Source organism: Flavobacterium hiemivividum (assembly GCF_004349145.1).
Taxonomy (GTDB): Bacteria; Bacteroidota; Bacteroidia; order Flavobacteriales; family Flavobacteriaceae; genus Flavobacterium; species Flavobacterium hiemivividum.
In genome coordinates this window covers 58573-81908 of sequence record NZ_SMFO01000011.1, presented here as the reverse complement: position 1 = coordinate 81908, position 23336 = coordinate 58573, and the positions used below count along the sequence as shown (strand labels likewise).

Sequence of the window (23336 nt, the reverse complement as noted above, 5' to 3'; positions counted from 1 at the left end):
ACTATTCTTTGAACAAATTTTCCTTAACATAACAAAGCAACTATAGTTTTTTAATAACTAAATTTGCTCCCTTCAATAATAAATCATTTACTAAAACTACAAAAATGTCAAAAAAGCTGAATCTATATCTCAACGCTGCTCAGTCGGCAAAGATTGGAATATGGAAGCTGAATCTAAAAAAACACACCGCATATTGGGATATAGTTACAAAAAACATTCTTGAAGTTCCAGATGATTTTATTCCCGTTAAGGGAAGTAGCAATAAATTCTATACTGCAGGGGAGAATAGAGATCGACTGGAGTACTTAGTCGATTTGGCTATCAATGAGGGCATTCCATTTCATGGTAAATTTCAAATTACGACCGCTAAAAATAACATTAAATATGTTGAATGTATTTGTCAAGTAATTTTTAAGAAAGGAAAGCCACGACGATTATTGGGGACCTTTCAGGACATAACCGAAAAGCAGAGTCTTTTGAATGAGCTTCAACTAAATATTGATAAATTTTCTTCAATTTTTTCGAGTGGCAACGACGCCATATTTATAATTGACGCTTTAGATAATTTGATTACCCAATATAATCCAAAAGCAGTTGAAGTATCTGGCTATAATGAATCCGAATTAATAGGCTCACCTATTTCTGAGCTATTCGCTGATGAGTCTAAAGAAGAAGCAGCCCTTTTTCTTCAATGCCATCTATCAAAGAGGGACCATATTGTAAAAGATACTTATCTAAAAACTAAATCAGGAGAATCTGTAGCAGTAGAAATAGCTTTTGGGGACAAATTTAAAATGAGCGGTAAAACCTATTTAGCATTTATTTTAAAAGATATTTCTAAACGAAAAAGTGTAGAAACCTACATCAATATGATTTCACTTGCCATATCTGAAACCACCGAAACTATTATTATTGCAGACCCAATGGGAAAGGCGGTTTGGGCAAATAAAGCCTACCTAGAGCTTACGGGATTTAGTCTAAATGAAATAATAGGTTTCACTCCTGGTTATTTATCAAAAGGGCCTGATACTAACCAAAACACAACCGAACTACTGAGTAAAGAAATTAGAGCTAAAAAACCCATAAAAGTTACCATCTTAAATTATAAAAAAAACAAAGAAAAATATTGGTACGATTTAAATATAACTCCTGTTTTTGACAACCAAAATAATATACTTTACTTCATAGGAGTAGGTAGAGATGTTAGCATTCGACAAAGAAAAGAATTAGAACTAAATAAATTACTAGAGGTAACAACTGATCAGAATAACAAACTATTAAATTTCGCCCATATTATTTCGCATAATATTCGTTCGCACACCAGCAATTTAGCGATGGTATTAGAAGTAATGAAGGATACCGATGACGTAGAAGAAAAATTGTCTTATATTGATCTGTTCAAAGAAGCAACAGACAGACTCTCTGAAACCATTGAGTATTTAAACGAAATTATCACAGTCCAGAGAAGTATGGACATTGAGAAAACAAAAATTTGCCTAAAAGATGAGATCGAAAAAACAAAAGACAGCTTAAACTTTATCATTAAAAAAAACCAAATAACAATCTTAGATACTATACCTGATGACTTAACAGTCTTTGTAGTTCCAGAATACATAGAAAGCATATTACTGAATCTATTTACGAATGCTATAAGATACAAATCTCCAGATAGAGCAACTACTATAGAGATAAACTATGAGGTCACTGATCAGCATACGATCATAAATTTTAAAGATAATGGTTTGGGGATAGATTTAGAAAAAAACGGCCATAAAATATTTGGTATGTTCAAAACATTTCATGGAAATAGTGACGCTAGAGGTATTGGATTATTTATTACAAAAAACCAAATCGAAGCCATGAAAGGCAAAATTGAAGTAGAAAGCGAAGTAGGCGTTGGCTCTACTTTTAAAATATATTTAAATGAAAACTAAAAGGATCTATATTATAGATGATGATAAATTAACAGTGAAATTAATGAGCATGCTGCTTCATAAAAATCAATTTTGTGATGAAATTCACTCTTTCTTTAATGCACAATCTGCATTAGAAGAATTAAAGAAAAACAGCGATGATAACGATAAAATGCCTGATGGCATCTTACTCGATTTAAATATGCCAGTTATGGATGGATGGCAGTTCCTGGATGAATTTGTGCTTTTAGCAATAAAAAAAGAGATCTCCATTTTCATCGTAACCTCCTCGATAGACCCCGCTGATATTCAAATGGCAAAAAAACATCACTTCCTCAAAGATTATATTATGAAACCTATTACTGCCGAAAAGCTAAAAGCCATGTCAGAAATTATTTAAGAATAAACGAATTAGAATTTAAGAGTAACAATTTGCTGTTTTGTTCGTCCTATAAAAAACTAAAAAAGCAAATCTATTGGAAACCATTCTTTCTATTAAAAACCTCAGCAAGCGCTACGGAAGCCTGCAAGCCTTAAACGATATTTCTTTCGAAATAAAAAAAGGCCACGTTTATGGAATTTTAGGACCAAACGGCAGCGGAAAATCGACAACGCTCGGCATTGTTTTAAATGTGGTAAATGCAACTTCGGGCGATTACAGCTGGTTTGACGGAAAAATGAAAACACATGATGCTTTGAAAAAAGTGGGCGCTATTATCGAAAGACCCAATTTTTACCCCTACATGACGGCGCAGGAAAACCTGAGATTAGTTTGCAAGATCAAGAATATCAATTATAACAAAGTTCTTGAAAAACTGGAATTGGTTGGCCTAACCGAAAGAAAAGACAGTAAGTTCAGTAGTTTTTCTTTAGGAATGAAACAGCGTTTAGCGATTGCCTCTGCCCTATTGAATGACCCTGAAATATTAATTCTGGACGAACCTACTAATGGGTTAGATCCGCAAGGGATACATCAAATCAGGGATATTATCAAACATATCGCCGCCCAAGGAACAACAATTCTTCTAGCTTCCCATTTACTGGATGAAGTAGAAAAAGTGTGTACCCATGTCGTAGTTTTAAGGAAAGGTAACATTTTATATACAGGTTCAGTGGACGGTATATCGGTCAACGAAGGATTGTATGAATTACAGGCTGAAGACACTCAAAATTTAATAGCAATTGTAAAAACACATCCTGCAGTTGAACATGTTAAACAGGAAGAAGGAAAAGTGCTCGTGTATTTAAAAAGCGAATTAGAAGCCGCTGATTTGAATCAATTTCTATTTGAAAACAAGATTGTTCTAAGTCATCTACTGAAAAGAAAAAACAGTTTGGAAGAACAATTTTTAGAATTGACCTCGAAAAAATAAAAACAGCAATTTCAATTCCTAAATCTAAAATTACAATTCCTAAATCCTAAAAAATGAAACGATTACTCTCTATAGAATTACAAAAAATCTGGATGAATAAAGCAAGTCGGGTTTTGACTTTGGCCTACTTTATTTTACTATCCTTTATAGCGTTGTTTGCATCTATAAAATTTGAACTTGGTGCTTTTAAATTCCACCTTGCTGAAATGGGTATATTTAATTTTCCATTTATTTGGCATTTTAACACCTATATTGCCTCCATTTTAAAACTATTCTTAGCCATAGTCATCGTTTCTATGATGGCTAATGAGTACAGTTACGGCACTTTAAAACAAAATCTAATCGATGGAATGAGCAAGCAGGAATTCATCCTTTCTAAGTTTGTTACTGTTGTATTATTTGCTTTTTGCTCCACTGTTTTTGTTTTTATAATGACACTTATTTTGGGTTTTAGTTTTTCTTCTTATACAGAATTTAGCATAGTTTTCTCTCAATTAGAATATCTTCTTGCTTTCTTTGTGAAATTAGTAGGCTTTTTTTCCTTCTGTTTATTCTTAGGTATATTAGTAAAACGTTCTGCTTTTGCGCTCGGATTTTTATTAGTATGGAATATTATCGAAGGAATTGTAAAAGGAATTTTGAACTTTAAAATCTTTCCAGACAGCAAAACAGCTGATTATATTACTCAGTTTTTACCTCTGGAATCGATGTCAAATCTTATTGTGGAACCTTTCACTCGATTATCAGTAGTTAAAAACTTAGGCGAACAAATTGGCGTAGAAAGTTTAAAGGATTATGATGTTCATTTTTCGTCGATACTCATTGTCTTAATCTGGACTTCTATTTTCATGTTTTCATCCTATAACCTGCTAAAAAGTAGAGATTTATAGTATCTTTACGATACTATGAATTTGACGAAATCAATTTTATTTTACATCTTCCTTTGTTTCACTTCACTACGCGGAACTGCTCAATCTATTACAGTAAATGATACCTATACGGCGCAAAACCTAGTAAATTTATTGACCAATAATAGTAATTGTGCAACTACATCTTCAGCTAGCGTAACTGGTGATACGTTTTCTGGACCTAAAAATAGCTATGCTTATTTCAGCGCTGGAACAAGCAGTTTTCCTTTTTCGGAAGGTGTTTTATTAAGCACATGGAGTAGTGATAATTCCAGAGGTCCATTTCGAAGAAACAACGGCGGCGGAAATAATGAGTGGGCAGGTGATGCCGATCTTAATCAGGCATTAGGAATCAGATCCGTTAATTCAACCGTTTTAGAATTCGATTTTGTTCCTCTTACAAATTTCATCAGCTTTAATTACATTTTTGCTTCCAATGAATACCAAGATGATTTTCCTTGCCGTTATTCTGATGGTTTTGCATTTTTGATTAAGGAAAACGGTGGTTCTGGAACTTATAGAAACTTGGCCGTAATACCAAACACGACTACAGCAGTTTCGTCACAAAACGTACGCCCATTTACCAGTTTTACAAATACATCTGGAAGTACCACCACATGTGCACCACTAAACGACCAATATTTTGGTCAATTAAATACAGCATCAACGAATACAAGCCCTATCAATTATAGTGGTCAAACCAAAGCATTGACTGCACAAACTAACGTCATTGCCGGGAATTCCTATCACATTAAATTAGTCATAGCTGATGATGAGTTTGTCTATTACGATTCTGCTGTATTTCTCCAAGCAGGCAGTTTTACCTCTAAAATTGATTTAGGCGCAGATCGTTTATTGACAGCAAATAACGGAATCTGTTTTGGCGAAAGCTTTATTATTGATACTAAATTACCTTCTACCAATACGTATAGATGGTACAAAGACGGAGCTACAACTCCGATTCCTGGCGAAACTAGTCCCTCTTTCTCAGCTACAGAAACAGGAACTTATCGAGTGGAAGTAGAAATAGGAAGCACAACTTGTATTGCTTCTGGTGTAATAAAAGTCGAATTCACACCGGAAACGCCCTTGAGTGACACCGCACTAATACAATGTGATGATAATAATGATGGAATTGCGATTTTTGATTTGACTAAAGCAGATATCATCATAAAAAACAATAATTCTGGTTTGAGCGAAATCCTCTATTTCGAAACATTATCAGACGCCCAAGCAGGAATCAAAGCCATTGTAAACACGAAAAACTATAGCAATACATCAGTCAATCAAGTTATTTATGCAAAAACAACAAATAGCTATACTTGTGTAAATTTCGCCCAAGTAACTCTCCAAATTTCGAATCAAACAATTGCCCCCTATCCAGCAGAAATTGTTTGCGATGATGACGGCATTAATGATGGAATCTATCAATTTGATTTGATGACTATCGCAACTTCACCTCATTTTACAGGCTTAGGAAACAATATTATTGTTTATTTTTATCTAAACGCAAATGATGCCTATCTAGAAAAAAACGCATTGCCAACGCTTTTTAAAAACACAATCCCATACCAACAAACCCTATATGCCCGAGTTCTTAACGGTTCTAACTGTTTTGGAATTATTCCGATTAATTTAGTTATAAATTCATTTTACCCTCCAAATTTTCAGGATGAAACCATAGCATTTTGTACTAACAGTAATCTTAATCTCTCCGTTAATACAGGTTTTCTGAGTTATCTATGGAGTACTGGAGAAACTACAAATCAGATAAACGTAAGCGATCCCGGTAACTATTCTGTAAAAGTAACCGATGCAAACGGCTGCGAAGCCACAAAAAAATTCAACATCATCACTTCCGAAATAGCAACAATAACAGAGATTATAATAAATGATTTTGATGGAAATAAAAATTCAGCTTTAATAGAGTATAGTGGAACGGGAAATTATGAATTTTCGATTGACGGTACTTATTTTCAAGGTAGTCCTCAATTCGATGGAATTACTGCCGGAACTTATTATGCTTACGCTCGGGATAAAAATGGTTGTGGAATCTCAGATTACTTTACGTTTTATGTATTGGATTATCCTCGTTTTTTTACTCCAAACGACGATGGTATAAATGATTTATGGATGATTAAAAATCTGGATCTATTTCCAAAAGCGACAATTAGTATATTTAATCGTTATGGAAAATTACTAAAAATGCTTAACTCCACCAGCCAAGGATGGAATGGGAGTTTTAATGGATACAACCTACCGGCCGATGATTATTGGTTTCACATAAATTTTGCAAATTCTAAAAGCATTAAAGCACATTTTTCGTTAAAAAGATAGGAATAATTTTCATATTTTTAGCAAATGAAAAATGCATTACTTCTTTTTTTTATTTTTTTATCCATAAGCAGCTTTGCGCAGTTAAGTAAAAGACATTACATCCCGCCCTTAACTTCAAGTAGTGCAACGGGTGTAACACCACAAGATCATTACATTTATATCTCTTCACCAAGCACAAGTACTGTAAAATTTAAAATTATTGAAATTGGGGGAAATATAATAGAAGGAACCGTAAACAATAACATACGGTATAGACATGACATAGGTAATGGTATTAATACACAGTTGTTTGTTTCAAGTATAGCAACAGGATTAGTTTCAAATAAAGGTTACATTATTGAAGCTGAAGGCTTAATTTATGTTAGTGTAAGAACAAATTCAGGAAACGGAAATCAAGCTGGAGGATTGGTAGCTAAGGGGAATAGTGCTTTAGAGCTGGTGCGATGTTAAACACATCGAACATAACTACCCTACTAAATTTCTTTACTATTCTAGCTACTGAAAATAACACAACAGTAACCATTTCAAACATTTTTGCTGGAACATTATTAGCAAATGGGACAATATTTAATGGGCTTCAAACCATAAATTTAAATAAAAATCAAAGTTATATTTTAGCAATCGATGGAAGTTCAGGGCAAAATTTAATAGGGGCTTTAATCGAGTCCGATAAAAATGTTGTGGTCAATAGCGGGTCATTTGGAGGGACTAACGACCCGACAAATGCTAATAATGCTGGAAGAGATTTAGGTTTTGACCAAATTGTTGGCGCAGATAAAATTGGTACCGAATACATTTTTATAAAAGGAAATGGTTATAATGAACTGGAACGTGTTTTAATAATTGCAGATGAGGACGACACTGAAATTTTTGCAAATGGACTTCTCATAGGTACTATCCAGAATGGGCAAAACTATATTTTTGATGGAAGTGCTTTTAGCAATGGAAGTTTATATGTAAAAACATCAAAAAAGGTATTTGCTTATCAGAGTATAGGAGAAACTTCGAATGCAAATCAAAATTTATTTTTTGTTCCACCACTTAATTGTTCAACGCCAAAAGTGGTTGGTAATATTCCAGAAATCGACAAAATTGGAAGCAAAAGTTATATTGGAACAATAAACATAGTTACTGAAACTGGTGCAACTCTTGAGATAAATAATAGCCCAATTGTATCCACTCCCACAGCTGTTACTGGAAATTCTAATTTTGTGTTTTACTCCATAAATTCACTCTTCGGTAATATTAGTATAAAATCGAGCAAGCAAGTTTATGTTTCATATTCAGGAACGAATATTAATGCCACATACGGAGGTTACTACTCTGGATTTGACTTAAAACCTGAGATTCTATCAGAAAATAATTTATCCTTAACAGGCAATTGTATTCCGAATATAAAATTAAAAACTAGCCCCGACATCGATTATAGTTTTCAATGGATTTTTAATGGTGCTGATATTCCTGGAGCCATCTCTGACAGTTTTCCCCCTACTCAGGCTGGCTACTATCAAGTTAGAAGAAGTATCTTAAATTGTAGTTCTACATTGTCCGATAGAATTCCAGTTAGCGATTGTCCTATCGATACAGATGGAGATGGAGTAAACGACAACATTGATATAGACCTAGACAATGATGGAATACTAAATACCGTAGAGTCAACTTCTAATTTCATAAACCAAACTAATACACTTTTAGGAACTAATTTCAATGGTACAATAATTGGTGAAGGAATAATAACTGGAAAAACAAATTTTGGTTTTGTGTCTGAAGTTCCATTGGGGATTACAAAAACAAACACATATAGTATAACTTTTATAGAGCCAAGATCAATAAGTTTTGAATATATTAGTGCTGATACATCAACACAAACAACTCCCGTAAGTGAATTATTAAATAATGAAGGTGATTTTATTTTAAGAGTTGATCCATCACAAACACTTACACTTACGGACCCGGACGGGCAACTTGAAGTAGATACTAATTATGATGGGGTTTTTGAAAGCGGCGTTACAGAATTTTCTTCTTTTGAAATACGATTTAGATTAAAAGCAACTACTCCCCTTGCAGCTGGAGCAGGCACTTTTAAAATCGAATCCTATCTTGCTACAAAAGTAGAACTTGTACACACTAATCTTTCTGATACAAATATAAACAAAGCTACTTTTCTTCTCAAAGAAAGAATTACAAAGGACACTGACGGCGACGGCATCACAGACGATTTAGACACAGACAGTGACAATGATGGTATTCCTGACACGATCGAAGGTCAACCCAATAATTCTGTTAGTTGGTCTAATAGTGATACAAACAAAAACGGATTAGACAATGCTTTCGAACCTGGTTTTACCCCAATCGATACTGATAACGATGGCATTCCTGATTATTTAGATTTAGACAGTGATAATGACGGAATTTTTGACTTAGTAGAATCTGGCTCAAATGCTGCAGATATTAATTTAGATGGAAGAATAGACGGCTTACCTAATTCATTTGGAACCAATGGTTTATCAGATAGTTTAGAAACCGTGCTTGACACTAATATTCTTAACTATTTGATTGCTGATACAGACTCAGATGGTGTTAAAAATTACCGTGACTTAGACAGCGATGGCGATTTGTGCCTAGATGTTATTGAAGCAGGATTCCTAGATCCAGATGGTGATGGAAGATTTGGAAGTTGTCCATTTACCGCAAATGCAAATGGCCTTGTTATTGGAGCTCCTTACACTATTCCAAATCCCAATTACATAATTGCTGCACCAATAGAAATTACTGTTCAACCAGAAGCGCTCCCAACTTGCGAATTACAAAATACCGCAATTTCAGTAACTGATAATGGTGGAAATAGCTATCTATGGCAGATAGCTACTGACGGAACTACCTGGAATGACCTTAGAAACGATTTAACTTACTCAGGAGTTACAACAAATACATTATTACTTACAAGTATTTCTAATACCATGAATGGATACAAATACCGTGTTCAACTAAGTAAAATTGGGAATAGCTGTGGTCTTACATCTGCCGAAACTTCATTAATCGTTTATACTTTACCTACTGTTTCCCCGACAACTATCGTTCAATGCGACGATGATGCCGATGGTGTTTCAGACTTTAATTTAACAGAAAAAAACAGTTTTATTTCAGTTAATGAAACTTTTACTTTTTACAAAACTTTAACTGGAGCAGATTCAGCAGATTCTTCTTTATTAATAACAACTCCAAAGGCTTATACAAGCGCAAATGGTTCGGTCTGGGCAAGAGTAGAAAACACTAATGGTTGTTTTAGCGTCGCTCAATTAGATTTAATTGTGTCAACTACCAGAATTCCTGCTAGTTTCAGCCATTCCTTTTCTGAATGTGATGATTTCTTAGATGCGATAAATGATGACAAAGATGGAGTTGCTACATTTGATTTTAGCGCTGTAACCGATGAAATTAAAACAAACTATCTTAGTTCAAGCTCTTTATATTCAATAAAATATTATAAAAACGAAGACGATGCATTAGCTGAATCAAACGAAATAACTAATACAACCAATTATAGAAATAGTGGCTACAAAAACCAACAGACAATATGGGTTCGAGTTGAAAGTACATTAGACAATGCCTGCTATGGATTGGGCCCACATGTAATTCTTACCGTTAATCCAAAACCAAATATAGATATTAACAAAGACCATACGCAAGATAATCTAGTATGTTCTAATCTTCCTACTTTTTTTGTAACACTCGATGCAGGAATCAATGATGGATCACCTACAAGCGATTTCACTTACGTTTGGTCAAAGGATGGTATCGATTTAGGCGAAACAGGTCCAACATTAGATGTTAATGTAGAGGGTAATTATTCTGTTAAAGTAAGCACCCTTTTAGGTTGTAGCAGAACTAGAAACATAAAAGTTACTGCTTCGGATGTTGCAAAAATTTCAAATATTGATATTGTAGATTTATCAACTATAAATACAGTGACAGTAAACGTCACCGGACAAGGGCAATATGAATATAGTATTGATGAACCTTCGGGGCCTTTCCAAACTTCCAATTTCTTTAATAATGTTCCTGCCGGAATTCATGATGTATATATAAATGATATAAATGGTTGCGGAACGGTGACTAAGACCATATCAGTGATTGGTGTTCCAAAGTATTTTACTCCTAACAATGACGGTTACAACGACTATTGGAATGTAAAAGGAATAACTGCAAATTTCAATACAAATTCAACAATTTACATCTACGATCGCTATGGAAAATTACTGAAGCAATTAATCCCAACAACTGAAGGTTGGGACGGTACTTTTAATGGACTTCCGTTACCATCAGACGATTATTGGTACACAGTGAAGCTAGAAGATGGAAGAGAAGCAAAAGGCCATTTTAGCTTGAAACGATAAGATAATTACTTAATAAGTAGGTATTTAAAATTTATTTATTAAAATAATATTGTAATTTTATTAAATAAATTTTAGTTATGAAAAAATTAATATTTTGTGGAATATTAATTAGTGTTTTATCTACGTCATTATACGCTCAACGTGAAGCTGCTATATGGTATTTCGGAGACGGCGCCGGTTTAGACTTTAACTCGGGAGCCCCTGTCGCTTTAACTAACGGACAATTAGTAACAGAGGAAGGTTGCTCAAGTATTTCTGATAAAAATGGAAATTTGCTTTTTTATACTGATGGATCAAAAGTATATGATAAAACCCATCAAGTTATGCCTAATGGTATTGGGTTATGGGGAAACGAATCAAGTACACAATCTGCGATAATCGTTCCAAAACCAAAAAACCCATATATCTATTACATTTTCACAGTCGATCAACCGCTCCCAGTATATCCTAGTGGTATTAAATCGAGCTTGGACCCTCCTCCAAATCATGGTTTAAATTATTCCCAAGTAGATATGAGATTAAATAATGGTCTTGGAGACATTGTTAATACTGAAAAAAATATTCACCTAATCACCTATAACCCTAATGATAGCGAAGAACTTAAATACCAATGCTCTGAGAAAGTAACTGCAGTACAGCACGGAGATGGTATTTCGTTTTGGGTAATTACACACTTTATAAATAATTTTTATTCCTTTAAAATAAGTCCCCGAGGAGTAGACAAAACCCCTATAAAAACAACGACCTCTCTTAATATTCCCCTTGGCGGCTATCAACCAGACCCTACTACTGTCAGCTATGTCACAGCTACGGCTAATGCAATTGGCTATCTAAAAGCGTCCCCTAATGGTAAAAAAATTGCAATAGCAAATACTGCTTCAAGAAGGATAAATGAAAAAAATCCAAAAACTAATCTACCAGTTTATAATACAGGAAATGTGGTACTCTTTGATTTTAATTCCGCAAATGGAACGGTTAGTAACGAAGTAACATTATTAACTAAAGCAAATCCTTATGGTGTAGAATTTTCCTCAAAAACTAAAAAATTATATGTAACTACAAATAAATATAAGCCAGATGGTACTACCCCAGATGGAAGTTTATTACTTCAATACAATTTAAATAGCTCCAATATTCCTGCCTCTGAACTCATAATTGATAACTCAACTTATAATGCAGGAGCTTTACAGCTTGCTATTGATGAAAAAATATATCGTGCTGGTTATCTTCATCCCGCTGAAGGTTCAAATAAATTATCGGTGATAAACAATCCAGATTTAGACGGAACAAGCAGTAACTATAGACAAAACGCAATAGATTTAAAAGTAAGGCTTTCAAGACTAGGCTTACCTCCTTTTATTACCTCACTATTTCTTTTTACATTTGAGTATGAGTTTAATTGCCTAGGAGATTCAACCCATTTTTCCATCAATACAGCAGAAGCAATTGATTCAGTTGTGTGGGATTTTGGAGATGGAACAAGCTCAACCGATAAGGATGCTTATCATATCTACGCAGCCATAGGCGATTATAAAGTAACATTGATAAAAACAGTTAACGGCGAAATTAAGGACCCTATAGAAAAAACGATTACAATTTATGAAATACCCAAAATTATAGCGACACCTTACAAATTAACTCAATGTGATGCTCAAGATAGTAATTCCACTGATGGTTTTGCAACTTTCAATTTACAACTGGCAGACAACCCAATTGCTCTGGGAAACAACGACTATGACATCTTCTATTACAAGAATATACAAGATGCACATGACGATATTTCGAATATAAACTCATTAAATAATCTGTATCGAAACACAACTCTTGACGAAACCGTTTTTGCAAAAGTTACGCAACCAGGCTCCTCCTGTTATACCGTTACTGAAGTAATTTTACACGCTAATAAAAATTATACGCTACTTCCAGAACCCTTACATGAATGTGAAGTAGAAGCTGGAAAAGCAATATTTAATCTAGATAGAAAAAAGAACGATATTTCATTAGAATTCAATCTACCGTCAGATGTGCGATTGTATTTTTATGCTACCCAAAACGACTCCTTTAATGGCACTAATGAGGTTACACCAATGTACGAATCAAATACATCAACATTATATATAAGGGCTGAAAATAATGACGGCTGCTATGGAATAGGTAAATTTGAGTTAGTCGTTGATCCAATTCCAAACCTGACACAATTAGAAAATATAACACTCTGTGAAGGAGAAAATCCCTCCGTTGAATTAGATTCAGACATACAATTCCCTGAGTTGAAAAGTAATTACGAATACCTATGGTCTACTAATGAAGAAACTTCCTCAATTATAGTTTCAAAAGAAGGGCAATATACTGCAACTATAACTAACAATAACGGCTGCAGCACAACTAGGACATTTATTGTAACTAAATCTTATTTAGCAAAATTAAATAACATCATTATTAAAGATCTAAATACTAATAACAATGTAACAGTTGACCTAGAAAACCCCAACAACTATAGGTATATGATTAACTATCAAAACGGTACTACTACTGGTTTTCAAGATTCGAATTTATTCGAATATGTACCTGGAGGAATACATGAGTTAATTGTTGAAAACAAAGATGGTTGCGGCAGCGTTAATAAGAGTATTGTAATTCTAGAAGCGCCAAGTTTCTTTACGCCAAACAATGACGGCTACAATGATACTTGGAATCTAAAAGGAATAGACGTCACACTCCATAAAAATACGAGATTATATATTTATGACCGATATGGAAAATTCATAAAACAATTAAATCCTTTAGGTTTAGGATGGGACGGCATGTATCACAAATTACCTTTACCTAGCGATGATTATTGGTTTACGTTGTTTCTAGAAGATGGAAGAGAAGCAAAAGGCCATTTTAGCTTAAAAAGATAAAAACCATTTGGGCGTGCCACCATAAATAAAAGGGCCAACTCACAATAATCGTGAATAGGCCTTTTTATTTATGCTGTCGGGCTATCCACGCTACTTCGGTAGCCAGTTTCTATCCCTCACGCAACCGTAAAGCACAAGTCTATCTTTAAAAATAAAATCTAGCATTAATCCTAAAAACAAGAAACCCATTCAAATTAATGAATGGGTTTCTATATAGTATAAACGATGAATTAGATTTTAAATCTTTTTCTATCAGTTTCAGTCAAATATATTTTTCTCAAACGAATCGATTTTGGAGTTACCTCAACATATTCATCTTTTTGAATGTATTCTAAAGCTTCTTCAAGAGAGAAAATGATTGGCGGGATAATTCTCGCTTTTTCATCATTTCCAGAAGAACGAACGTTAGATTGTTTTTTCTCTTTAGTTACGTTTACACACATATCATCAGCACGAGAGTTTTCACCAATTACCTGACCTTCGTAGATTTCAGCATTTGGTTCAACAAAAAACTTACCACGATCTTGTAATTTATCGATAGAATAAGGAATTGCTTTTCCTTTTTCCATAGAAATTAATGAACCTTTGTTACGTCCAGCAATTTCTCCTTTGTAAGGCTCATATCCAATAAAACGGTGCGCCATAATAGCCTCACCAGCAGTAGCTGTAAGCAATTGATTACGCAATCCAATAATTCCACGTGATGGAATGTTGAATTTTACAATCATACGTTCTCCTTTAGTTTCCATGCTTAACATTTCACCTTTACGCATAGTAACAAACTCTACCGCTCTTCCAGAAAGTGTTTCTGGTAAATCGATTGTTAGCTCCTCAATTGGCTCACATTTTTTACCATCAATTTCTTTGATGATAACTTGTGGTTGACCGATTTGTAACTCATATCCTTCTCTTCTCATTGTTTCAATAAGAACAGACAAGTGAAGTACACCACGACCAAAAACCATAAATTTATCAGCAGAATCAGTTTCACCCATTTTCATGGCCAAATTTTTCTCTAATTCTTTTGTTAATCTTTCACGAATATGACGAGAAGTTACAAATTTACCTTCTTTACCAAAGAATGGAGAGTCATTAATAGTAAATAACATACTCATCGTTGGCTCATCAATAGCGATTGAAGCTAAACCTTCTGGATTTTCAGAATCAGCGATTGTATCACCAATTTCGAAACCTTCAACACCAATGATTGCGCAAATATCTCCAGCAATTACTTCTGTTACTTTTTTACGACCAAGACCTTCAAAAGTATGTAGTTCTTTAATACGAGATTTAGATATAGTACCGTCTCTTTTTACTAATGAAATTGCCATACCTTCTCTCAATACACCTCTTTCCAAACGACCAATGGCGATACGTCCTGTAAAAGCAGAGAAATCTAAAGATGTAATTAACATTTGTGGCGTTCCTTCAGAAACTTTAGGAGCTGGTACATTTTCGATAACCATATCCAATAATGCTTCCACATTATCCGTTACGTTTTCCCAATGATCAGACATCCAGTTGTTTTTTGCAGAACCGTAAACTGTTGGAAAATCCAACTGCCATTCTTTAGCACCTAATTCAAACATTAAGTCAAAAACTTTTTCGTGAACTTCTTCAGGAGTACAGTTTTCTTTATCTACCTTGTTTATAACAACGCAAGGTTTCAATCCTAAATCGATAGCTTTTTGTAATACAAAACGAGTTTGTGGCATTGGACCTTCAAAGGCATCAACTAACAAACAAACACCATCAGCCATATTCAATACACGCTCCACCTCTCCACCAAAATCGGCGTGACCAGGAGTGTCAATAATGTTGATTTTTGTTCCTTTGTATTGAACAGATACATTCTTAGATGTAATAGTAATACCTCTTTCACGCTCTAAGTCGTTGTTATCAAGGATTAAGTCACCTGTGTTTTCGTTGTCACGAAATAACTGACAGTGATACATAATTTTATCAACCAAAGTTGTTTTACCGTGATCGACGTGGGCAATAATTGCAATATTTCTTATAGATTCCATCTGTGTTTTTTAATGGGTGCAAAGGTACACTTTATTTTGATATAACAACTATTCCTGTAATAGTTTCCATACTATTAACGTATTAACTATTAAAAACAACCCAAATAATTAGTTTATGTAAGTATTTTATATTTCATTATAATTAATTACATTTGAGTAATGAAAAGCAAAGTCAACCAGTTAACGATTATTTATATCCTTATAGCGGTATTCATGGCTATTGTTTTTTACAAATTATCCATAAAATACTATTATTTAACCAACTACCCATTTTACAACTTCTCAAAAGACCTTGTTTTAGTTTTTCTTACCGCTATAACTTTTAGATATATACTATCTGACAACTTTAATAAAAACAAAATAATTTTCGAACACCTAAAGAAAACAAACAAGGAAATTAAAGAATCTAATGACAAATACGATATTGTTGCCAAAGCTACTAGTGACACCATTTGGGACTGGAAAATACAAGAAGACAATCTTCTTTGGAACAAAGGAATAAAAACTGTTTTTGGCTACGATCAAGATCAAGTAGGAGACAGTTCAAAATGGTGGTTTGAAAACATACATCCTGAGGATAGTATAAAAATGTCCATTAAACTATATTCTTTTATCGAACAAAAAACAGATAACTGGCAAGATGAATACCGTTTTAAATGCGCCGATAATTCCTATAAGTATGTTCTAGATAGAGGTTTTCTTCTAAAAGACGAAAGTGGCAAAGCGATTAGAATGATTGGAGCCATTCAAGATGTAACAAAACAAAAAGAAGAAGAACTACGACTTAAGCTTTTAGAAACCGTAATTATACAAACCAAAGATTCAATAATCATTATCGAAGCAGACTCGAAAAGCATTGGAATTCCAAAAATAGTTTATGTAAATCCAGCTTTCTCAAACATGTCAGGGTACCATGCTGATGATGTAATAGGGAAAACACCAGATATCTTCATTGGACCAAATTCTGACAAACAAGAATACGAAAAATTAATTACCGCCTTGAAAAACAAGGAAGAATGCATCATCGAAACGATTAGTTATAAAAAAAACCAAGAAGAATATTGGGTTCGTTTCTCTATGATTCCAATTTATAATGCCGAGAACGAATTGTCTCACTGGGTATCAATACAACGAGATGTTACCCAAGATAAGAAACAGGAAAAAGAAAAAGAACAACTGATCCGAGAATTGACTCAAAATAATAAGGATTTAAAACAATTTTCATACATCACTTCACACAATCTTAGAGCACCTTTGTCTAACCTAACAGGACTTTTAAACCTAATCGAAGACATCCCTGTTAGCGACCCTGAACTAGAAGAAATCCTACAAGGATTCAATAAATCAACCCAACTGCTAAACGACACAATTAACGACCTTACTAAGGTTATGAATATAAAAGACAGTCCTTCTATCCAAAAAGAAACAGTAATACTAAAAGAAGTCTTTGAAAACATCTTCAACCAACTTTCGTTTCAAATCAAAACAGCACAACCTATAATACAACTTGATTTTGATAATGCTCAAACATTAGAAATTAATAAATCTTACATTGAGAGCATCTTATTAAACCTTTTAACAAATTCCATAAAATACAAATCGGAAAACAAAACACTACATATATCGATATCCACTCAGGAAAAAGAAAATCAAACTACAATTACCTTTAAGGATAACGGAATCGGAATTGATTTAGAAAGAAATCGAGATAAAGTTTTCGGACTTTATCAAAGATTTCATAATTATCCAGACAGCAAAGGACTTGGACTTTACCTTGTAAAATCACAAGTCGAAGCTATGGGAGGAACTATTGATATCGAAAGCGAAGTCAATAAAGGAACTACATTTACCATAACATTCAAAAACTAAATAACACTATGCTAGACCTAATATTATGTGTTGATGACGACCCAATAACTCTAATGTTATGCAAAAAAGTGATTAGTAAAACTACTTTTTCAAACGAGATAGCTACAGCCAAGAACGGAGAAGAAGCGCTTCAGTACTTTGAATCAATAAAACTAAATGAAACCGGTTCTAATCTTAAAAAACAACCTCAATTAATCTTTTTAGACCTAAACATGCCCGTAATGGGCGGCTGGGAATTTTTGGATTGTTTCATGAGTGATGATTATTCTGACTTTAATACCAGCACAAAAGTCGTTATCCTTTCGTCAACAATTGACCCAGAAGACTTAGAAAAAGCAAAAAATTATCCTATGGTTATTGATTTCTTAGCCAAACCCATAACAATCTCTATGTTAGATTACTTATCCAATAAAGAGCCACAAGAAAAACTACTACAACAGTAATTATTTTTAAATAATATCCGACGAAGCAAACCCTTTTTTCCTTTTAAAAAGCACGCAGAACCAGAAAATTGATTTGATTTCAAAATCAACTAGCTAGTCGCTATGTTTTACACTTTTCCGAAAAAAACCTTGAATTATAAGCATAAAAAAAGCTCCTTAAAAAGGAGCTTTTTTTATGTTATATATAAAATGTAATAATTACAATTTAGCTACGTGTTTCGTTAATTTAGATTTTAAATTAGACGCCTTGTTATCATGAATGATATTCTTTTTAGCTAATTTATCTATCATAGAAATCACATTTGACAGTTTAGATGTAGCATCTACCTTATCAGTCGCTATTCTTAATGCTTTGATTGCATTACGCGTAGTTTTGTGTTGGTATCTGTTTAATACTCTTCTCTTTTCGTTACTTCTAATTCTCTTTAGAGCTGACTTATGATTTGCCATTTTATTATTTTTTTTTCTTTTACTATTCTTTTTTTGTAGTCCGTAAGGGAATCGAACCCCTGTTACCAAGACGAAATCTTGGCGTCCTAACCCCTAGACGAACGGACCATATCCTCCTAAGTTAGTGATTAATCTAGATTCTAGATTAAATTTGTAGCCCGTAGCGGAATCGAACCGCTCTTACATGGATGAAAACCATGCGTCCTAACCGATAGACGAACGGGCCATTTTTCATTTATAATGAAGAAATTTAACACGCAATAAAAAAGTAGTAGCCCGTAGCGGAATCGAACCGCTCTTACATGGATGAAAACCATGCGTCCTAACCGATAGACGAACGGGCCTTGCTTCTCTAATGCGGATGCAAAAATACAACTATTTTTGAGAAGTACAATAGCAGACCTAAAAAAAATTAAAAAAATTAATAGGCCTTAGCAAAAAGAACTCTTTTAACAGAAGGATTCCCAGTGAGAACACAGCTTCCCACCTCTTCTACACCATCCAAAGGAATACATCTAATGGTAGCTTTTGTAAGGTCTTTGATTTTTTCTTCAGTCGCTGCAGTTCCGTCCCAATGCGCTGATACAAAACCACCTTTATCATTTAAAACTGATTTAAATTCTTCAAAACTATTTACCTCAGTAATATGAGTATCTCTATAATTTAAAGCTTTATTAAACAAGTCTTCTTGAATTTGCTCTAGCAAACCACTAATAAAAGTAGCAATTCCGTCTTTCGCCTTTGTTTCTTTTGTCAAAGTATCTCTTCGAGCCACCTCAAAAGTTCCGTTTTCTAAATCTTTAGGACCTACCGCAATTCGAACAGGCACCCCTTTTAATTCCCATTCAGCAAATTTAAAACCGGGTTTCTGCGTCGTTCTGTCATCATACTTAACCGAAACATTGAGTTTTTTCAATTCTGCAATTAATACATTAACCTCAGCAGTAATTTCTGCCAATTGTTCATCCGTCTTATGTATTGGCACAATTACAACTTGTATAGGCGCTAAATTAGGCGGCAAAACCAATCCTTTATCATCTGAATGCGTCATAACTAAAGCCCCCATTAAACGCGTCGAAACTCCCCATGAGGTTCCCCAAACATATTCTTGCTTTCCTTCGGCATTAGCAAATTTTACATCGAAAGCTTTTGCGAAATTCTGACCTAAGAAATGTGAAGTACCCGCTTGCAAGGCTTTTCCATCTTGCATTAAGGCTTCGATACAATAAGTCTCCTCAGCACCAGCAAAACGCTCTGTTTCTGTTTTCAATCCTTTAATTACTGGAATAGCCATAAAATTTTCGGCAAATTCAGCATATACATTCATCATTTTTTCCGATTCTTCAACAGCCTCACTTCTAGTAGCATGTGCGGTATGCCCTTCTTGCCACAAAAACTCAGCGGTTCTCAAGAACAAACGCGTTCTCATCTCCCAACGAACCACATTAGCCCACTGATTAATTAACAATGGTAAATCTCTGTAAGACTGAACCCATCCTTTATATGTAGACCAAATAATTGCTTCGCTCGTAGGTCGCACAATAAGCTCTTCCTCCAACTTTGCATTAGGATCTACCATTAATTTCCCTGGCTTGTCAGGATCATTTTTTAATCTATAATGCGTAACAATCGCACATTCCTTCGCAAATCCTTCTGCATTTTTCTCTTCTGCCTCAAACATACTTTTAGGAACAAATAAAGGAAAATAGGCGTTTTGATGACCGGTTTCTTTAAACATTCGATCCAACTCTGCCTGCATTTTTTCCCAAATGGCATAGCCATAAGGTTTGATTACCATACAGCCTCTAACTCCTGAATTCTCGGCTAAATCAGCTTTTACAACTAACTCGTTATACCATTTTGAATAATCTTCTGATCTTGTAGTAAGGTTCTTACTCATATTGAATAGTTTGGCACAAATTTTGCGCTATTATTTTTTACTAAATAGTTCCACAAAACTAACTATTTTTGTAATGTGCAACAATAAAAAAACCTATAGATATGAAAACTAATATATTTTCCACCAGAAAAACTTTGCAATACCCATTAATTGTGTTTTTCACCATCTTAATGGTTTCTTGTGGCTCGTACCAAAACAGCTCCTATTATGACACAGACGGTATTTACGGTAATACTGACGCTAGAAATATAGAAACTGCGCCACAAGACAATAATTATTACAAAGATTATTTTAGCAATTTGCAAAATGATAGCCAATCTGACGATTATTTTACCGATATAGACAATTACAACGATAGCAGTCCGTACAGCAGTCAAGAAAGGAATTACGACTATAATGATTGGGGAGATAATCATTCTAAAGCTCAAATTAATATATACCCAAACAACTGGAATCTATCATTCGGCTTTGGCTCAGGCTATCCGTATTATGGGTATGGATATAACAATTACGCATGGGGGGGATATAATAACTATGGATGGGGTTATAATAATTACAACTGGGGATACTCTCCTTATTACTACGGCTATTCTAACTTCGGATGGAACTATCCCTATTATGGATGGGGTTACCCAAGTTATTATGGCTGGAATTCATCATACTACGGAAACAATTACTATAATAACGGACAATACTATAATAACAGAAATTATTCTCAAAGTTCCGGAAGGAGAGGATCTTCCTACTCTGGTTCTGTAAATGCAAACCGAACTTATAGCGACTACTCTACAAACAGAGTCAATACTAACAGAAACAGCAATAACTCTAGCACTGACAGAACACCCACATTTCGTAATAGTAACAGAAGTAACGAAAACAGAACAAGTCCAACTTTTAGTAGAAACAACAACACACAAAATAATTCCTACACACCTACTTCTCGAACAAGAAGCAACAGCACCGAATCAAGAAGAGAATACACCGCTCCTGAAAGAACATATACTCCAAGCAGTAACAGTTCTAGAAATGAAAACTACTCTTCTCCTACGAGATCAAACTCTTCTTCAAATAGCGGAAGCGGGAGATCATCAGGCGGAAGCAATAGAAGAGGTGGCGGAATGTAGTCATTATTTATACTTTTTACAATAACACAAACTTTATTCAAACCAAAGATGAAAAAATATCTATTTCTTTTATTAACAGGCTTCACTTTTAACGCAGCCCAGTCACAGGAATCCACAGATGCTCTGCGCTACGCGCAAAACAATTTGAACGGAACCGGTCGATTTCAAGCTATGAGTGGTGCTTTTGGCGCACTTGGCGGGGATTTATCATCCTTAAACATTAATCCTGCAGGATCTGCTGTTTTCTCCAATAACCAAGCGGCGTTTACTGTAAGCAGCTTAAACACGAAGAACAATTCTAATTATTTTGGCACCACTACAAGCGAAAAAGACAACTCCTTTGATCTAAACCAAGCGGGTGGTGTATTTGTTTTTAAAAATCATAATCAAAACAGTAATTGGAAAAAATTCTCAATAGCCATTAATTACGAGAACACAAATAACTTTAATAACACCATTTTTTCTGCGGGAACAAATCCTAACAATTCAGTAGATCGTTATTTCCTAAGTTACGCTAACGGAATTCCTTTTGGTGATTTCGAAAACACAAACTACAACAGACTTGATTTTGCAGCTCAACAAGCTTATTTAGGATACAATGCTTTCATTATTGATCCTGTAAGCGAAACTTCTGGCAATACTCAATACACTTCAAATGTTCCAGCTGGAGGTAATTACTACCAGGAAAACACGATCACTTCACAAGGATACAATGGAAAACTATCCTTTAATGCAGCTACATCTTATAATGATAGACTATACATCGGATTAAATTTGAATTCTCATTTTACGGATTTCAGACAAGCAACTAGCTTTTATGAAGACAATAACGCTCCGTTAACAAATGAATATACCGTATCCAAATTGCGTTTTGACAATGAATTATACACTTATGGAACTGGTTTTTCTTTTCAGTTAGGAGCTATTGCAAAAGTTACTAATGAGCTACGCCTAGGATTAGCTTACGAATCATCAACTTGGTACCACCTTAATGACGAATTCACTCAAAGCCTAGTTGCTGTGAGCAGTAAAAATGGAGATGCAGACACCAATGACGTTGCAGATCCTAGAATTACGAATGTTTACGCACCATATAAATTACAAACTCCGAGCAAAATTACAGGTAGTTTAGCTTATATTTTTGGAAGAACGGGATTGATAAGCATTGACTACGCAATTAAAGATTACAGCAAAACTCAATTCAAACCTGAAAATGAATTTACTGGTGTAAATACTTTTATGAGCAACACATTCGATAACACAGCAGAATTGAGAATAGGAACAGAATACAAAATTGAAAAACTGAGCCTTAGAGCAGGATACCGTTTCGAGCAAAGTCCATACAAAAACAAAAATACAGTAGGCGATTTAACGGGTTATTCAGCCGGTTTAGGATACAGCTTTGGCTCTACTAAAGTGGATTTAGCTTATGCTTATGCAGAAAGAGACTCACAAAATAGTTTTTTCTCACAAGGACTAACAGATGGCGCTAAAATAAACAGCATTAACAACCACGTTTCTTTGACTTTACTGTTCGAACTATAGATCAAAAATCAACAAAACTAAAATGAAAAATCCGACTCAACATCTTGAACCGGATTTTTTTTTAGCCCCGATGGCAGCGGGTTAGCACCATAAAAAACTGCTAAATGAAACGCAAACAAGTACTGTTTGAATAAAAAAGCGTAATTT

15 protein-coding genes and 3 tRNA genes are annotated in these 23336 nt (G+C 34.3%); 12 read left to right on the top strand and 6 right to left on the bottom strand.

Annotated features, from left to right (window positions below; genetic code table 11):
* The first annotated feature begins 104 nt into the window (after positions 1 to 104).
* The 8 genes from E0F98_RS13205 to E0F98_RS13175 all read left to right on the top strand — a co-directional run bounded on the left by E0F98_RS13205 (position 105) and on the right by E0F98_RS13175 (position 13831).
* Positions 105 to 1934, top strand: a complete 1830-nt coding sequence (locus tag E0F98_RS13205; protein WP_132112240.1) for a sensor histidine kinase — start codon at positions 105 to 107, stop codon at positions 1932 to 1934.
* On the top strand, positions 1924 to 2313 hold the full coding sequence (locus E0F98_RS13200) for a response regulator (RefSeq protein WP_132112238.1): 390 nt from the start codon (positions 1924 to 1926) through the stop codon (positions 2311 to 2313). Before E0F98_RS13205 ends, E0F98_RS13200 begins: the two co-directional genes overlap by 11 nt.
* Positions 2314 to 2389: 76 nt before the next feature.
* Positions 2390 to 3286, top strand: a complete 897-nt coding sequence (locus E0F98_RS13195; protein WP_132112236.1) for an ABC transporter ATP-binding protein — start codon at positions 2390 to 2392, stop codon at positions 3284 to 3286.
* Positions 3287 to 3339: 53 nt separating this feature from the next.
* A complete protein-coding gene (locus E0F98_RS13190; protein WP_132112234.1) occupies positions 3340 to 4176 on the top strand; it encodes an ABC transporter permease in 837 nt (278 codons plus the stop codon).
* Positions 4177 to 4191: 15 nt separating this feature from the next.
* Complete coding sequence (locus tag E0F98_RS13185; protein ID WP_132112232.1) at positions 4192 to 6531, top strand: T9SS type B sorting domain-containing protein; 2340 nt, start codon at positions 4192 to 4194, stop codon at positions 6529 to 6531.
* A 24-nt stretch (positions 6532 to 6555) separates the two neighbouring features.
* The gene (locus E0F98_RS16215) at positions 6556 to 6981 is read left to right on the top strand and encodes a hypothetical protein (RefSeq protein ID WP_243699245.1); all 426 of its coding nucleotides are present in this window, start codon (positions 6556 to 6558) and stop codon (positions 6979 to 6981) included.
* A complete protein-coding gene (locus E0F98_RS13180; RefSeq protein WP_243699244.1) occupies positions 6975 to 10928 on the top strand; it encodes a T9SS type B sorting domain-containing protein in 3954 nt (1317 codons plus the stop codon). Before E0F98_RS16215 ends, E0F98_RS13180 begins: the two co-directional genes overlap by 7 nt.
* Positions 10929 to 11005: 77 nt before the next feature.
* Positions 11006 to 13831 (top strand): T9SS type B sorting domain-containing protein, encoded by a 2826-nt coding sequence (locus tag E0F98_RS13175; protein WP_132112230.1) that lies wholly within the window; start codon positions 11006 to 11008, stop codon positions 13829 to 13831.
* A 230-nt stretch (positions 13832 to 14061) separates the two neighbouring features.
* On the opposite strand, the gene typA is transcribed toward E0F98_RS13175, so the two are convergent.
* Entirely contained in the window at positions 14062 to 15858 is a 1797-nt protein-coding gene (gene typA / locus E0F98_RS13170; RefSeq protein WP_132112228.1) for a translational GTPase TypA, read from the bottom strand.
* Positions 15859 to 16017: 159 nt separating this feature from the next.
* Between typA and E0F98_RS13165 the strand changes: the two genes are divergently transcribed.
* Both E0F98_RS13165 and E0F98_RS13160 read left to right on the top strand, forming a co-directional pair.
* Positions 16018 to 17727, top strand: a complete 1710-nt coding sequence (locus E0F98_RS13165; RefSeq protein WP_132112226.1) for a PAS domain-containing protein — start codon at positions 16018 to 16020, stop codon at positions 17725 to 17727.
* An 8-nt stretch (positions 17728 to 17735) separates the two neighbouring features.
* A complete protein-coding gene (locus E0F98_RS13160; RefSeq protein WP_132112224.1) occupies positions 17736 to 18170 on the top strand; it encodes a response regulator in 435 nt (144 codons plus the stop codon).
* 198 nt (positions 18171 to 18368) lie between these two features.
* Here E0F98_RS13160 and rpsT read toward each other — a convergent pair whose 3' ends face one another.
* The 5 genes from rpsT to proS form a co-directional block, all read right to left on the bottom strand.
* Positions 18369 to 18620: a 30S ribosomal protein S20 gene (rpsT, locus tag E0F98_RS13155; protein ID WP_073207384.1), complete on the bottom strand. Its 252-nt coding sequence runs from the start codon at positions 18618 to 18620 to the stop codon at positions 18369 to 18371.
* Positions 18621 to 18656: 36 nt separating this feature from the next.
* A tRNA-Glu gene (locus tag E0F98_RS13150) sits at positions 18657 to 18728 on the bottom strand.
* 46 nt (positions 18729 to 18774) lie between these two features.
* Positions 18775 to 18846: transfer RNA gene (locus E0F98_RS13145), tRNA-Glu, on the bottom strand.
* A gap of 46 nt (positions 18847 to 18892) precedes the next feature.
* Positions 18893 to 18964, bottom strand: a tRNA-Glu gene (locus E0F98_RS13140).
* Positions 18965 to 19041: 77 nt separating this feature from the next.
* On the bottom strand, positions 19042 to 20520 hold the full coding sequence (proS, locus tag E0F98_RS13135; protein WP_132112222.1) for a proline--tRNA ligase: 1479 nt from the start codon (positions 20518 to 20520) through the stop codon (positions 19042 to 19044).
* 101 nt (positions 20521 to 20621) lie between these two features.
* On the opposite strand from proS, the gene E0F98_RS13130 reads away from it, so the two are divergent.
* Positions 20622 to 21644 (top strand): hypothetical protein, encoded by a 1023-nt coding sequence (locus E0F98_RS13130; protein WP_132112220.1) that lies wholly within the window; start codon positions 20622 to 20624, stop codon positions 21642 to 21644.
* 48 nt (positions 21645 to 21692) lie between these two features.
* Positions 21693 to 23189, top strand: a complete 1497-nt coding sequence (locus E0F98_RS13125) for an OmpP1/FadL family transporter (RefSeq protein WP_132112218.1) — start codon at positions 21693 to 21695, stop codon at positions 23187 to 23189.
* Positions 23190 to 23336 lie beyond the last annotated feature (147 nt).

Coding starts and splice junctions, on each gene's coding strand:
- E0F98_RS13165 (WP_132112226.1), top strand. CDS start 16,018: ATGAAAAGCAAAGTCAACCAGTTAACGATTATTTATATCCTTATAGCG.
- E0F98_RS13185 (WP_132112232.1), top strand. CDS start 4,192: ATGAATTTGACGAAATCAATTTTATTTTACATCTTCCTTTGTTTCACT.
- E0F98_RS13205 (WP_132112240.1), top strand. CDS start 105: ATGTCAAAAAAGCTGAATCTATATCTCAACGCTGCTCAGTCGGCAAAG.
- E0F98_RS13160 (WP_132112224.1), top strand. CDS start 17,736: ATGCTAGACCTAATATTATGTGTTGATGACGACCCAATAACTCTAATG.
- E0F98_RS13175 (WP_132112230.1), top strand. CDS start 11,006: ATGAAAAAATTAATATTTTGTGGAATATTAATTAGTGTTTTATCTACG.
- E0F98_RS13130 (WP_132112220.1), top strand. CDS start 20,622: ATGAAAACTAATATATTTTCCACCAGAAAAACTTTGCAATACCCATTA.
- E0F98_RS13190 (WP_132112234.1), top strand. CDS start 3,340: ATGAAACGATTACTCTCTATAGAATTACAAAAAATCTGGATGAATAAA.
- typA (WP_132112228.1), bottom strand. CDS start 15,858: ATGGAATCTATAAGAAATATTGCAATTATTGCCCACGTCGATCACGGT.
- E0F98_RS13180 (WP_243699244.1), top strand. CDS start 6,975: ATGTTAAACACATCGAACATAACTACCCTACTAAATTTCTTTACTATT.
- rpsT (WP_073207384.1), bottom strand. CDS start 18,620: ATGGCAAATCATAAGTCAGCTCTAAAGAGAATTAGAAGTAACGAAAAG.
- E0F98_RS13200 (WP_132112238.1), top strand. CDS start 1,924: ATGAAAACTAAAAGGATCTATATTATAGATGATGATAAATTAACAGTG.
- E0F98_RS16215 (WP_243699245.1), top strand. CDS start 6,556: ATGAAAAATGCATTACTTCTTTTTTTTATTTTTTTATCCATAAGCAGC.
- E0F98_RS13125 (WP_132112218.1), top strand. CDS start 21,693: ATGAAAAAATATCTATTTCTTTTATTAACAGGCTTCACTTTTAACGCA.
- proS (WP_132112222.1), bottom strand. CDS start 20,520: ATGAGTAAGAACCTTACTACAAGATCAGAAGATTATTCAAAATGGTAT.